Source organism: Pandoraea capi (assembly GCF_902459735.1).
Classification (GTDB): Bacteria; Pseudomonadota; Gammaproteobacteria; order Burkholderiales; family Burkholderiaceae; genus Pandoraea; species Pandoraea capi.
Window position 1 is genome coordinate 115368 of record NZ_CABPRV010000009.1, and the last position, 15380, is coordinate 130747.

A 15380-nucleotide genomic window follows, 5' to 3' on the forward strand; every position below is an offset into this window, starting at 1 on the left:
GTGCCGGTCGAACCGACGATGTCGATGGCGTCGGTTGTGTCGGCCGGTCGGGCCATTGGACAGGGGCAGGTTTGGGAGGCATGTGACGGGCGCACCGGCGAAATCCATCGCCGGGCGCCGTGATGTCGTGCGGTAGTGCAGATCGTTCGTTGGTGGTGTTCGCGGCGGTTCTCAGAGCAGCGGCTGGCGCGAGCGGTCCTTGAGCAGCAGGATCGTGACGAGCCCCACGGCAGCACCGAAGATGCCGTAGTACACGACGGCGAGCTTGTCGCCCGTCCAGCCGATGAGCAGCGTGGCGATGGCGCCGGCGAATCCGCCGAAGATCATCACGGCGAAGTTATAGCCGATGGCCATCGACGTGGCGCGCACCCGCGAGGGGAACAGTTCGCACACGAACGCGCAGTAGGAGCCCTGGAACAGACCGAGAGAGAGCATCAGGCAGCACTGCACGAAGATCAGCATCGGCAGCGTCGGCACGTGACTCACGGCGAGGAACAGCGGATACGCGATGATCAGGCTGATGAGGGCCGAGGCGGTCATCGGCTTCTTGCGGCCGATGGCGTCGGAGATGCGGCCCGACGCGAACGTCCCCACGATATAGGCGATGGCCGCACACAGCGATGCGATGACGCTGCTCTTGAACGGAATGCCCAGCGACTTCGTCGCGTAGCTCGGCATGTAGTAGTAGAAGATGTACGTGCCGATGGTGCCGTACACGGTCAGACCGAAGCCTGCCACGACCTGACGCCAGTGGACGGTGATCGATTCGAGGAACGGCGAGCGCTTCTCGGCGTGCTGGTGCTTGCGGGCGTCCTTGAAGACGGGCGACTCGTCCAGACGCGAGCGCACGTAGAGGCCGACGGGCACGATCAGCAGACCGATCACGAACGGGATACGCCAGCCGAAGGCGTCGATCTGTTCGGGGGTCAGTGCCTGCGTGATACCGATCGAGACGATGGCGCCGAGCAGCATGCTGCATGCCTGCGCGATCATCTGGAAGCTGCCGTACACGCCGCGGCGCTCGACCGGCGCATGCTCGACGAGGAATGCCGTTGCGCTGCCGACTTCACCGCCAGCGGAGAACCCCTGAAGGAAGCGGCCGATGAGCATCAGCACGGGCGCGGCCATACCGATTTGTGCGTATGTCGGTGCGAAGGCGATCACGGCGACGCCGAGTGCCATGACGGAGATCGTCAGCAGGAGTGCGGCCTTTCGTCCGTGTTTATCGGCGTAGGCGCCGAGGACGATGCCGCCAAGCGGACGCGTCAGAAAGCCCACACCGAAGGTCGTCCATGCTGCGAGCAGCGCGGCCGTGGGGTTATCGCTGGGGAAGAACTGGCGCGCGATATTCGCGGCGAAGAATGTGAAGACGGTGAAGTCGAACCATTCGAGCGCGTTGCCGATGGTGGATACCGCGATGATGCCGACGTCGATACGCTTTCCCGAGCGCTCGCCGACGGCGGAGTTTGCGGCGCCGTCGCGCCCAACCGAAACTTCCATGGGGATACTCCTCTTCTATGAAGTGTTTTCGTGGCAAGCCGACCGCACTCGCTTCGCCCCATTCTGCTTGTGCCAAAAAACCAATAAAAGCTAGAATTTGTGATCCTTCATCGCAACTTTTTTGATGAATTGATCGGTGAGTTGGGAGACGGGTTTGGTGGCAGTTCGGGGGCGTTTCGGGGTTATTTCGAGGTTATTTCGAGGTTATTTCGGGGTTGCCTTGAGGTTGCTTTCAGGCGTCGGGCGAGATTGGGTCCGGGACTGGAGCGAATTCGAGGACTGACGCCGTGTGAGTCGGTGCGGTTGGGGATATTCAACAACGAGCGAACTATGAGCAATTTGCGATTTATGAGGACGTTTGCGGCGGTCGCGAGACACGGTTCGTTCGCATCAGCCGCCGAACATCTGGCGATGACGCAGTCGGCGGTGAGCATGCAGATGCGGGCGCTGGAGGAGGAGTTCGATCACCCGCTGTTCGACCGTGTCGGGCGTTCCGTCTCACTCAATGCCATGGGACGTGTGCTGCTACCACACGCCGAGCAGTTGCTGACGCAATACCAGACGATGCGCATGCTGGCCGCCGGGATCGAATCGACGGCGGGACCGGTGACGATTGGCGCGGTGGAGTCGGCGGTGAGCGCACTGGCGCGAGCGGTGACACAGATCAAGCAGGCGCAACCGCATCTGGAAATCCTGATTCAGACGGCCCGCTCGATAGAACTAACGGCAAAGCTCGACGCCGGCGAGATCGATTGTGCGGTGCTGGTGGAGCCGACGGGACGGCGTCCGGCGGGCGTCAGGTGGACGCCCTTGTATCGGGAGCCGTTGGTGCTACTAGCCTCCTCGGCATTGAAATCGGCGTCGGCCGCGAAGTTGCTGGAGACGGAGCGGTTTCTGCGGTTCGACCGCACGCAACGAACCGGCGCGCTGATCGATCGTGCCGTGCGACGTCAGCACGTGAAGGTAAGCGACTTTCTGGAACTGAGTTCGATTGAAGGGATCGTTGCGCTGGTGCGGCAACGTGTAGGTGTTGCCGTGGTGCCAATGCTGAGAAGCGCCACATGGGCGCAGGAAGACTCGCTACGCATCGTTCCCCTGCCCGGGGTGACGGAGCAGCGGAGTATCGGACTGCTGGAACGCAACCGTCACGACAAGATGGGGATCACGACGGCAATTGCGCAGCAGGTGATGGCGCAGGGGTGAGGGGGCGTCATGCCTAGAATTGAGCAGCTTTTCACTGGGTCAATACACGATCAAAAAATTCCTATAAATATCTTATTTCATGATGCTACAAGCGATCCATCATCTCGCACCCAGATAATTGCGGGGATACTATAAAAATAAACAGCTAATTCAACATCATTTTCGTCTTTTACCTGCGGCGGCCACCGCGAACGGAGCTTTTTAACGATTACTCCCGGTGGTTCCCGCCAGTGTGCACTCTCGTCAAATATTGTTAGGCTCGGGTGAGGATTTTTAGGCGAAACATAGCAGTCAGCACCAGGAGCAATGAACTTCACTCGGCCCTTCTCGAGCAACTCATAAACAACGCCGAAAAATGCCTCCTTTTTCTCCTCAAAAGTCATTTTTGGGTTCCACGCCCCGATCGAACTAAATAATCCGGAAATCCACAAACCGAACGAGTCTCTTAAGATATCGTCTAGGTGTTCAACGCCTGTCACTTGATCCCTCATCTAACAAATTTTATCTCGGGGTTGTAAGTTGTCCCCGTTGCTGCCTTAGGTATATCAATCGTCCACGCTTGCCCCGTTTGGCTTGATGATGTGGAGAAATCGCGCAGCGTGAAATTACCATTAGGGGTGTTGACGACGTATATAGTCCCCTTACCAGGAATCACTCGAGCGGGTGGCATCTTCGCGATCCCAACAAGTTCGAGAAAATACGCCTGCACTTGAGATTCTGTGGCACCGGCAAAAATCGCCGCATTACCAACGTTTGGAGCTTCGGAAAACGATACACCACCAATGTTTATAGTGCCCGGCGAATTCGACGAGAACAAGTTCTTTGTCTGCTGCAGCGCAGATACTGTCGCTCCGGCAGAAGATTGATTTTGATTGACGTAAACGTTCGGTAGGTCGATATCGCCACCGGCGGATACTCCAGCAGAATTCGATGCGCCGGCGCCCGCTGGACGTGTGAAAACCCCACGAGCCCCAACAATCAATCGCCCGATAAGCCATCCACCCACCAAACCGAGTACACCTGACCCCACGGTGGTTGCCGCGACACAACCTGTCGTCTGACAATCTGGGGTGTTCTGTACGAACTGCTGCAAGCTTTGGCCATTCAGATACAACTGTGCAACGTCATTACGCGCGGTCTGGCACGCCGCACTATCTCCACCGGGCACACACTGTGTCGCAACATCCAGCTTCGCTTGAATATACGCAGTCTGGGTCGCGGTCAACGTATCTCGATAGCAATTCATACTCTGCCCGCTACAAGCCTGCTTCTGGGCAGTCAGATACTGATACTTTCCACTCAGCGCATTGTTCGTCGCCTCGTTCTGCGCGGCAGTCGCACCAGCGTTCGGGTTCTGACCCAATAGCCCAGACAAGCCTGCGCCCGACAGCCCTGCCATCAACGCTATCCCCGCGTTAATCGCCGTATTGTCGTAACTGACCGTCTTGGTGATCGTGCCGTCACCATTGTCCGTATACGTGACGGTCTCCGCACCGTTGTACAAGGCGTCACGCAACAAAGGACTGAGCACCGCGCTGGTCGCTGCGCCAATCGCCCCTCCTCCGCATCCAGTGCCAGACGCCGCCGAGCTGGCACATCCCAATGCAGCGTGCGCCCCCACATATCCCAGTTGACCTAGCGTCTCCGGACCCAGCGACCCAATCTGATACGCCAGCGCAGCACTCAGATTGCTGACCCCGCTGGTCTTCAACGCATCAAGGAAACTCCCTCCCTGAATCGTCGACTGCACACCCGCTTGAATCGCCGACTGACCGAAAATCGCCAAACCTTGCGAGAGTAGTTTGTCCGCTGTCGTCGCCGCTGCGTTTCCTGCTGTACCGCCGACATAACTCGGATTAACGCCCGCCAAACTACTCAAGCTGTTGCTCGAACCGCCCAACGTTGTAACGCCGAGCCCTTCTCCCGCTGTGTACGTTATGCCGTTCAGCAATCCCGCCGTAATCGCGCCAGACAATCCGCTCGTGACTACCGAGCCGAAGTTGATCGATCCCGTCGTCGCCAATTGCGTGAACGCGGAACTCGTCATCGCCGTCAGACCTGCGCTCAATGCGATATTGCCTAGCCCTGCGCCAATCGCGATGCCTTCTGCCGTCGTCCCCGCCGCGGCCATCATCGTCGCTGTACCCGCCGTCGCGCCCGCGAGGTTACCCACCATTGCCGAGAACATCGGTCCCAACACCGCCGACATAGCGACGGCTGCGACGATCATCCCAACCTGCTGAATCCCGAAGTTGCCGCCCTGCTTTACGAAGTCCGTGTGCAGATCGTTTTGCAGGGTCTGCTGCACGAAGTTGTCGCCCAGTTGTGCGGCGACGCCCGCGATGAACGCTTGCGTTGCAGCTTGGTCGACTTCTCCGTTCTGTCCCAGCAGTTGCAGTGCGCCGCCGATCTGGTTGAACTGATCGACGTTTAGCGTCAGCCCGCCCGCTGCTGCACTCATGAAGCCGCCCGGTTGCACCATCGTGCCGGTTGTCTTCAGGTAACCCGCGTCCTGGATGTAGCTCCAGATCTCACCGACGTCCACCACGTTCGCGCGGTTCGTCAGCGTGCCGGTGTTTACCGTCAGAGAGCCACCCGACGTGATCGAGCCCGTGTTCAGGATGCTGCCGCCCGTCGCCGTGCTGCCGAAGTTCAGCGACAGATCGTTGCTCGCCAGAATCTGGCCGCCTGCCGACAGCGCCGTGAAATTCTCCGGCAGGTACACCTGCGGCATCAGTGCCGTCACTGTCGGGCACTTCGCGTTGCCCGTTGCGGCGCAACCCGGCTCGGGCACCGTCTGCTCGACGTACCACAGCATCGGTTGCGACAACCCTGCCACCTGCTCAGGTGTCAGCGCTTGACCCAACTGGATGTTGTTCGTCTTCGCGTACTCCACCGCGTTGCCGTACAGCACCAACTTCTGCTGGTCGTTCACCGTCAACTGCGACGTGCTGTCCGTCGACAAGCCATTGATGAAGCTCGCCTTGCCCGTTTGCGTCAGGGCGGCTTGCTGGAGTTGGATTGCCTCTTGTTGAGGCGAGAAGTAGAACGTCGTCGTGCTCGGTTGCAGCGACGCTGGCAGATTCGAAATCAGTACTTGCGGTGACACCGGATCGAGCGTTGCTCCCAATCCGCCCACGATGTAGCTCGGCCCGTTCTGCTGGCCCGTGGCCCCCGTCAGAATCGACGACCCTGCGCCGCCCAGGCTCGCCGGGATCGTCAGATTCAGACCACCGTTTGCCGGAGCCAGACTGATCACCTGCGGTGCGTTGCCCACCTGCGGCGTGTACGTGTTCGCCGTCGTGATGCCGTTGATCAGGCTCGTGCCCGTGAGCGACACCGACTGGCCCACCACGTTGCCCACGTTGACGATCTGACCGCCCGACGTCACCGTCAGGTTCGGTGCCTGGATCGTTGCGGCGATGTTGCCCACCGGCGTGGGCGGATTGATGACACCGCCTACGCTCGTGTACGCATCGCCGTACAGGGACGTACATTCCGCAGCACTGCCGCAACTCCACACGTCGTGACGTTTGTCCGACTCGAACATCCCCGTCTCTTGTACCCAATGCGAGTGCCAGTAGGCGTTGAGCGTCTGCGCGCTGTTCACTACGGGGCCGCTGACGTTGATCGTCGCGTTAAGGCCCGCCGTGATCAGGCTGCCGACGTTCGTCAGCGACCCCGCATTGATCGTCAGGTTGTTACCGGCACCGATGATCGACGAGTTGCCTGACTGCTGATCGACGTATGCTTCGCAGTAACTCTCCTTGTAGCCACCCGCAGTCATACAGCCCGAGTACTTTTCGAGCTTGCCGTAGTTCTCGTGCACCTGCACCGGCGGAGGCAACGTGTTGATGATGCCGCCCGCAACGTTCAACGTCAGGTTGTTACCCGCGAGGATGTTGCCCGACGTGTTCGTCAGCGAGTCCGCCGCTGTCGTGCCCGTGGCAGACGAGCCGACACCGCCGATCACGAGATCGTGACCCGCGATGAGATCGCCGTATTTGTTGTTGATCGTGCCCGCCGCAATCGTCAGGTTGTTGCCTGCGATGATCGCCGCGTTGTTCTGCGCGAAGGTGAATGATGTGGTGTTCGGGTTCTGCCCGCGAACGTCGTTGCCCCGGTAACAGGCGATGTTGCTCGTGCCCGCAGCACATCCGGCTTGCGACGAAAACTGCTGGGTATTCCCCCCTTGGTTGGTAACGCTCGCCGCGAAAATATTGACGTTGTTCTGGGCATAGATCATGCCCTCGTTCACCAGATTGCCGCCGTACAGATTGAGTGTGTTGGCCGCAGTGATCAGACCAAGCGACGTCGACCAGGAAATCGTCGACGTCGATGTCGGCGCAGCCGATCCGGTAGCGATACTGAATGAGACCAGTTGATGCGCCTGCTGCGCATCACCCAGATTCTGGTTCTGATAAGCCGGCACTTCAATCGTGCCAAGCGACGCGAGCTGTGCCAGAAACGCCGAGTATTGCCCCTGATCTACCGAGTTGACGACGTTGCTGGTCGTCGTCGGAGATACCGCGCCATTGGAGAGCGAGCCGACATTGAGCGTCATGTTACGGCCCGCGGCGATCTGCCCGCCTTTATTCGACAGACTCGCGGTCGTCAGCGAGATGTCGCCGCCCGCGATCATCACGCCCGCCGCGCCCATTTGCATCACCGTGGACGTCTGATTCACCGTGGGCAATGCAATCGCGACCGACGCTTGTGCACCCGGAATCGGCGCACCGCTCATCTGCCAATAGTCATAGTCGACGGCGTTGTCGCCAACCATCCGACTACCCCGCAGCTTGTTCATGTAGAACGTGCCGGAACCTGTCACCGGCGCGGCTGTACCAGCGTTACACGCCAGCAGAGAACCGGTAACCCCCGAACAACGGTCTCCGGTCCACGGGCTGACGTCGTCCCGCTTACCTTCCAGCGTAACGCCCGTCGGAGAAAGCAGGTCGCCGAGTGTTGCCGTAGCCGAGACATTCTTCCAACGCACATTCATGTCCCCTTCGCCACCGCCCGGCCCTTCGCTCAGCATCGAACTCCGCATGCCGATCACCGCACTCCAGATCAGACTCGGGTCCACCACCGTGGTCGTGGTGGTCACCGCACCCGACCCGGCCGCCTGATCGTTCACCACGGCTCCCGCATTCACCGTCAGGTTGTTCCCCGCGATGATCGTGCCGCCGATGTTGTTCAGCGTGCCCGGCATGTTGAACGTGATGTCGCCGGCGGCTTGCGTCTTCGCACCGATGTTCGTGAAGTTGCCGCCGGTCACGCTCAGGTTGCGGTTCGCTTCGATCACGCCACTGTTGACGACGTCCCCCGTCAACGACAGGTCGCGATCCGCGTGAATCGTCGCACCGGCACCATTGATGAGCGCCGCGTTCACCGTCACATCGCTGCCGCCGATCACGCTGCCGATGTTGGTGAACCAGCCATTGCTCGACAGCGTCAGCGCGCCATTGCCCTGAATCGTCCCGCTATTGATGAACGACGCCAGCCCCGTGAGCGAAACGTTAGCGCCGCCCAACTGCAACATCCCGGTGTTGTTGATGGCGTTGGCCGTGATCGACATCGTCCCGCCCGCTTGCAGCGCACCGCCCGTCACGTCGAATGTCGCGGCGCGCATCGACGCGGCAAGGTTGCGTGTCGCGGCAAGCTCGCCGCCCGCCGTCGTCACTGTGTCCGACCCGTTGACGGTCAACGCAAGATCCGCGCTCGCGGGCGTCGCGCTCGTGACATCACCCGCCAGAATCATGCCACCGTTGTTGTTCAACCCACCGACGTTCAGCGTGACGCCGTTCGCGCCCAGCAACGTGCCGCTGTTGGTCAACGCCCCGCCGCCCGTCACAGACGTCGTATCGCCGTTCATCAACCCGGCATTGGTAATGTTGCCTGTCGCGTTCAACGTCAGCGCCTTCGTCGACGCCAGTTGTCCCCCCAACTGGTTGACGATGTTGCCCGCGCGAATCGACAGCGGTCCCGCGCTGAGCACCGAGGCGCCCGTCGAGTTGGTGAACGTGCCGGTGCCTGCGTCGAACGTCGTCGCACCGTTGATCAGTGCGAGGCCGTGCGTGCGGATCCACTGCGTTGCCGTGACGTCCAGCGAACCGCCCACGATCATTGCGCCCGTGTCGACGCGCGCGCCCGCGAGCTTCGCGCCGTTCGTCACGAAGAGTTGCCCACCGCTCGCGTCGAACGAATCGGTCGCGGTGGCGGTGAAGGCCTTGGATGCCGTCGTCGCGCCGGTAATGACGACGTTTCCGCCTGTGAGCGCCATGTCGCCCACGACGGTGTTGGTGCCGCCCATCGTCAACGTCTGGCCCGCATGCAGCGTGACGGTGTCGTTACCGGACACGTCCACCACGCTCAGATTGCCGCTTTGTGCAGTGAGCGTCATGGCGCCCATGCTCGACAAGCCTTGCAGCGCGCTCAGATAGGTCGCTGCCGTCGCGTCGAGTGTGCCGCCGACGAGTGTCTTGCCAAGCGTCAGGCCGCCCGCCGTGCTCGCGAGCGTTAGCTTGCCCATCGACGTCAGCGCCCCGAGCGACGCATCGCCTTGCGCCTTGATGCCGAGATCGCCCGCCGTATCCACACTGCCCAGCGTCAGCTTGCCGCCCGAGGTGATCGCGACATCCTTGCCGAAGGTGAGCGCCGCGTTCGTACCAGCGATATCGCCGCCCGATTGCAGCGTCGCCAGCCCCTTGCCGATGAGATGCCCGTTGAGGGTCATCGCGCCGCCCGAGGTCAGCGTCGTGTCGCCATTGATCTGGCCAACGGTCTGCCCCGAAGTCTGCGCGCTGCCGAGCGCGAGCGCGCCGCCTGCGGTTGCCGCGAAGTTCTTGATGGCGGTGATCGGCCCGGCGAGCGTGAGGTTGCCCCCGGTCGCCGTGAGTGCGATGTCCTGATTCGCCGACAACGCACCGACCACGCTCAGGTCGCGTGCTGCGGTGACGGTCACACCGTCGCCCGCCGTTACCGCACCGCCCAGAACGACATCGCGTCCCGCCCCGATGGTCAAGCCGTTACCCGTGGCGATATCGCCCGTCACCCGGACGTCGCCCGTGCCGCCCGCCGTCAATGCCGCGGACTTGCCTGCCTGAACGGACCCTACCGACAAGTCGCCCGACGTGGACATCGTCAACGCATTACCTGCGACGACAGCGCCGGTGACTTGCGTCGCCTTGCCCGAGGTCGTGGTGAGACCGCCATTGCCGAACGTCAGCGAGGTTGCATTCAGATTGCCGCCTGCCTTCAGCACACCGGCCACGGCGTCTGCCACGTCGGCAGCGACGCCGCGCACATTGCCCAGCGTCATGTCGCCGCCCGATATCAGACGCACGAGGCCATTCGCCGTCGTGTCGCCCTGCATCGTCAGCGACTTGCCAGCATTGACGGAGAGATCGCCCTGCGCGCCGACGTTGCCCGTCGAGATCGCACCATTCGATGCCGTCAACGTGAGGTTGCGTTCCGACGCGGTGTCGCCCTGAAGACGAATGTCCCCCGACGTAGCGGTCAGCGTGACGTTGTCACCGCCAACGGTTTTGCCGGTCACCGACACGTCGCGCGCGCCGGTCATCGTCACGGTGCCGAGTGCTACGGCATCGCCGCTCACGCCCACGTCGCCACCGCCTGCGGTGCCGTCCGCCGTGACCGTCAGCGACTGCGTCGCCTGCACGTTGTGCAAGCCTGCATCGTTTGCGGCGTGGATGTCGACGTTCTTGCCTGACAACGTGCCCGTCAGCGCGGTGTTGCGTCCGGCATTCAATGTGACGTCACTGCCGAACACCGTCGCGCCATCGCCGTTGATGTCGTTACCCGCGCGCAATGCGCCGATACCTTGCACACTCGTCTGCCCGGCGAGCGTCAGGTCGTTGGCTGCCGAAGCGCGCAAATCGCCCTGGAGATTCAGCTTGCCGCCAAGCGACGCATTGCCGCCACTCGTCGCCAGCAAGGCGCCTGCCGTGGTGATGTCGCCGCTAATGGCGAGATCCCCCGTGCGCGTGAGCAACGACAGGTCGCCCAGCGTCAGGGCCGATCCGGTGACGGAGAGATTGCGCTGCGCGATCAGCTCGCACGCGGCGCCGCACGTCACGCTGCCCGCCAGCAGCACGTCGCGCGCTGCCGTTGCCAAGAAGGCGTTCGGCGACGATACCGCGCCGTTGAAGACGATATCGCCCGGGCCACCCAATACACCCTGCGCGCCCGCCGTGCCGGTCGTCGTCACCTTGATCCCGGCGGCGGAGTTCAGCACACCGAGCGTGGCATTGCCCCCCGCCGTCACGTCGATGCCATTGGCTTGCACGCCGCCCGTCAACTTCGTATCTCCGGCCGAAGCGAGCGTCGCCGTGCCCGTGAAGACGGCCTTGCCACTGCCATCGCCCGCGTCGAGCAGTGTGCGGCCCGCCGTCAGATTGGCGTTGACGCCGACGAGGACGGCACCGAGTTGCAGATCGCGACCTGCGTTCACCGCGATGTCGCGCAAGGCGCTCGTCGATGCGCCCAGCACGACGTCCTGCGCGGCACCGATGGAGACGTTCCCCCCGCCGCTGATGCCACCGCTGGCGAGCACGCTGCCGCCGCGTGCCGTCAGAAGTGCGTCGCCGACCGACTGGATCGCACCGGTCACCTTGATGTCGCGCTGCGCATCGAGCGTCGTCGTGCCGCCACCGCCCAATGTGCCGGTGACGCCGATGTCACGCGCAGCCTTCAACGACACGACGCCAGAGGCCCCCGTGCCGCCATTGACCGTGATGTCGCCGCCGCCCGCGAGACCGCTGGCGGTGAGCGTCAATGCGGCCGTCGATTCCGCATTCCTGACAGCGACGTTGTTGCCCGCCGTGATCGTCAGACCGCCGCCTTGCAGCAAGCCGTCATGGGCGACATCGCGGGTGGCGCTCACATCGAACGCACCCGTGAACGATGCCGTCCCAGCCCCGCTCACGTCGCGACCGGCATCGATCCGGCCTGTTCCCTGCCCGTTGATCGTGCCGGTGACGATCGTGTCGCGGCCCGACGTCAGCGTCGTATCGCCCGACACGACAGTCTCGCCACCCATCGCGACATCCGTGCCCGCCGACACGCCAAGCCGGTTACCCACGCCCAGCTTGCCCTGCTGATTGACGCTACCTTGCGTCGCCGTCAGCACGATGTCTTTAGCGGCCTGCACCGTGCCCGTGACATTGACGTCTCGCGCGCCGGTCAGCGTCGCCGTGTCGCCCGTCGCCAACGTGCCCGCCACGGTCACGTCGCGCGCCGCGCTCGCCTGCACTCCACCGACCACATTCGACGTGCCGTTCACCACGACATCGCCACCGCCCGCGTTGCCGCTTGCCGATACCGTGAAAGCGCCGTTGGACGTGACGCTCGACACCGTGGCACTGTTGCCTGCCGTCACGCTCACGCCATTGCCCTGCAACACGCCGGACAGGTTGACGTCGCGATTCGCACTGAGCTTCGCGGTATCGGTGAATGCCGAAGCACCGGCACCGACGAGGTCGCGCCCGGCCTGCATCACACCCGCCAATCCGACCAGCGCGCCGCCGAGCACGATGTCTTGTCCGGCCGTCACGGAAGCGTTGCCGATGGCACTCGTCTGCGGTGCGCCCAGCGTCACCGTCTGCCCGGCGTTCAGCGTCAACTGGCTGTTCGTACTCAGATTGGCGGTCGTCGACAGATTGCCGGACGAGGCCGTCATCGCGACATCGCCCACGGCCGTCACCCCGCCGTCGATCCGGACATCGCGCCCAGCCGTGACGCCGAGCTTGTCGTTCGCTGCGATGCTGCCGGTCGAGGTGACGAGCATGTCGCGCGCCGCGCGCAACGTGGCAACGCCGAACGACGCAAGCGGTCCCGCCACACGAATATCGCCGCTACCATCGAGACCGTTAGCCATGACGTCGAGCGTGCCGCCTGCCTGGACGTCGCCAAGTGTGACCGCGTTGCGGCTGGTGACGACGAGGTTCGCGGTCTGCAACTTGCCGCTCAGCGTGGCATTCGCGCCGGACGTCAACGACGTATTGCCGAGGAAGTGCGCACCACCGGTGATATCGAGATTGCCCCCGGCGTCGATCGTGCCCAGCCGTTGGCCGGACACATTACCTGCGACGCGTAGATCACCACCGGATTGCAGATTGACGTCGCCCGCTGCGGTCGCACTGCCCGCCACATCGAGCGTCGTACCGGCGTTCGCCTTGAGGTCCGCGCTCGCTTCGATAGCCCCAGGCACCGTGATGGCATTGCCCGCGGTAATCGACAGCGTCTTCGTCGTGCCCGCCGTTTGCAGCGAGCCTGCGACGCCAACGTTGCGCGCGGCGTTGAGCGTCACCGCGCCGCCACCGGCCGTCGTACCGTTGATGAGGATGTCGCGCGCCGCGTCGAGCGCCGCCGCACTGTAGAACGACACTTTGCCTTGCAGTGCGATATCACCACCGCCGGCCGTGCCCAACGCCCGCAGCACGGCCGTGCCGGTGCTCTGCATGTCGTTCAGCAACAGGCTGTTCTTCGCTTCGACGTCAAGCAAACCGGCCAGCAGCGTGCCGGTTAGCGAGACGTCGCGATCTGCGCGCAGCATGGCGGTCGTGCCGAAAGCCAGCTTGCCTTTGCCGGTGATGTCCGTACCCGCGCTAAGGGCGGCATCTGCCTGTCCGAGCAGCGTGCCGTCGACGTTCAACGCACCGTCTGCGCTCAATCGCGCGGTGCCCGTCGACGCGATATCACCCTGCACGTCGAGTCCGCCCTTTGACGTCATGTCCAACTGCGCGCCGGAGGCCAGCGTGCCATCGATACGCGTGTCGCCGGTGGATTGCGTCGACACGGCACTGTGCCCTGTCAGACGCGCACCTTGCGCAATCTGGAAATCGCCGCCGGTCACGACGGTAACGTTGCCGTTCGCGCCCGTGCTGTCCGTCACGACAAGACTGCGCGCGGCGTTTGCGGCGAGCGTGCCGGCTACCGTCACCGGCCCCGTCAGACGGATATCGCCAAGCGATGCGTCCTGCGTCGCCAGCGACAGATCGCCGCCGACTTGCGCTTCCTTGAGCGTGAGCGCCTTACCCGCGTTGAGTGTCGTGCTGTCGTTGGACTGGAGGTTGGCGAGCGTCAGATTCCCGCCCGCCCGGAGGTCCATCGCCTTGCCCGACTGAAGCGATCCCGTCGACGACACGTCGCCGGACGCCGTCAGACGATAGCCGGTCTCGCCGAGTCCGGTGCCGGTGAGCGCGACGTTTCCCCCACTGGTCATCTGCACCTGCTGCTGCGCCGCGTGGTTGGCAACGGTCAGATCGCCGCCGGACGACAGCGTGAGATCGCCGGCAGTCGACGCCAGATCGCCCGCCATGCGCACGCCGAGTCCGGCCGTCGTGCCGATCACCTGAATCTGTCCGGCGGTCATGGCGCCGAAGCGCGTGGCGTCGATGGCGAAGGCCTGCCCATTACCGCCATTGGCGAGCGCGCTCTGCACGGCCTGCGCCGTGTTTGCAGCGCCATTCGACGCCGTGACGTAACGCGTGCCGGTGCCGTCCACCGAGCCGGTCAGCACTTGCTGGTTGCCGGTGATGACGTTGATGCGCGTTCCCGCGTACAGCGGCGCATTCACGCCGACCGTCTGCCCGATCAGATCGATGCTACCGACGGTGCCTTCGATGCCGCTGCCCGGACCGTTCACACCAGCGTTGCCTTCCAACTGAATGTGGCCGCTGGTCACGTTGTAGCCGAGGGCCGTGGCATGGGTAAAGTCGGTCGGCGTGCCACCGGGGCCGGTAAGGAACTGCGGCGTACCGGTCGTCAACGTCACGCCGATCGTGTTCGTGAATCCCGCGCCCCGCACGGAGATACCGTTCGGGTTCGCGATGATGACGGTAGCCGGCGCACCGAACACTTCGAGCGGGCCGTTCAAGGCGCTCGCGTAAGCGCTGCCCGACGACGTCACCTGGTTGACGATGGTGCTTGCCGTGCGCCCTGTGAGGTTCGGGTTCGCGGCAATCGCGCCGCCGTTGAGCGACGTGCCGTTGAGCAGGCTGTTGTTAAGGATCAGGCCTGCCGCGTCGACGTTGAAACTCTGATACTGGTTGAGCGAGATCCCGGCCGCATTCGGCGCAGTGATGTTGACGACCGGCACACCGGCGCCGCTCGTGGTGATCTTCGGCGCGAAGACGACGGGGGCAGTCGGGTCGGTAATCGGTGCGGCCATTGCCTCACGCATGCCCACGTGAACACGCAATGTGGCGAGCGAGCGCAATACCGTCAACGCCGTCTCGTCGAAGCCCGGGCGGTTGGCAGCAAGTTCACGCGCGGCCGACTGACTGAGTTCGAACGTCACCGAAATCGGGCTGACGAGCAACGTCAGCGCCACGCTGGCCGCAATGGCGCGTTGCCACAGGCGGATCGCAGGCTTCTCGTCGAGACCGGGCAGCGGCGTGCTGTCATCGACCTCGGTCGATTGACGTACGTGATTCCCGACTTCGATGATCTCTCGCGAAGTTGCCTTCATGACGTGCCCTGTTTTTTCAATGACTTGCGCTGCCCGACAACGCCGCGCGCACAAGCGATACGCAGCCGTTCGCCGCGACGCTCACGATGGCCTTGGACGGCCCGCGACTCGTTCGGTGATGCGAAGCTTTCGACCCGCAGCCTGTGAGTCGCGCCCCGACGAGGTCCACGACCCACGGCCGAAG

General features: G+C 63.2%; 4 protein-coding genes. 1 reads left to right on the top strand and 3 read right to left on the bottom strand.

Annotated features, from left to right (window positions below):
- Positions 1 to 171 precede the first annotated feature (171 nt).
- Positions 172 to 1500, bottom strand: coding sequence for an MFS transporter (locus PCA20602_RS18095; RefSeq protein ID WP_150722418.1), 1329 nt, complete (start codon positions 1498 to 1500; stop codon positions 172 to 174).
- A gap of 330 nt (positions 1501 to 1830) precedes the next feature.
- Here PCA20602_RS18095 and PCA20602_RS18100 point away from each other — a divergent pair, with 330 nt between their 5' ends.
- Positions 1831 to 2703 carry a LysR family transcriptional regulator gene (locus PCA20602_RS18100; protein ID WP_150722419.1) on the top strand — a complete coding sequence of 291 codons (873 nt, stop codon included), beginning with the start codon at positions 1831 to 1833 and terminating at the stop codon, positions 2701 to 2703.
- 77 nt (positions 2704 to 2780) lie between these two features.
- Here the strand turns inward: PCA20602_RS18100 and PCA20602_RS18105 are convergent, their stop codons facing one another.
- Positions 2781 to 3182, bottom strand: coding sequence for a hypothetical protein (locus PCA20602_RS18105; protein ID WP_246182224.1), 402 nt, complete (start codon positions 3180 to 3182; stop codon positions 2781 to 2783).
- A gap of 8 nt (positions 3183 to 3190) precedes the next feature.
- Positions 3191 to 15196, bottom strand: a complete 12006-nt coding sequence (locus PCA20602_RS18110; RefSeq protein WP_150722421.1) for a two-partner secretion domain-containing protein — start codon at positions 15194 to 15196, stop codon at positions 3191 to 3193.
- Positions 15197 to 15380: the final 184 nt, after the last annotated feature.

What these genes read in the sequence shown, in the direction of transcription:
- PCA20602_RS18110 (WP_150722421.1), bottom strand. Translation starts at nt 15,196, where the DNA reads ATGAAGGCAACTTCGCGAGAGATCATCGAAGTCGGGAATCACGTACGT.
- PCA20602_RS18095 (WP_150722418.1), bottom strand. Translation starts at nt 1,500, where the DNA reads ATGGAAGTTTCGGTTGGGCGCGACGGCGCCGCAAACTCCGCCGTCGGC.
- PCA20602_RS18100 (WP_150722419.1), top strand. Translation starts at nt 1,831, where the DNA reads ATGAGCAATTTGCGATTTATGAGGACGTTTGCGGCGGTCGCGAGACAC.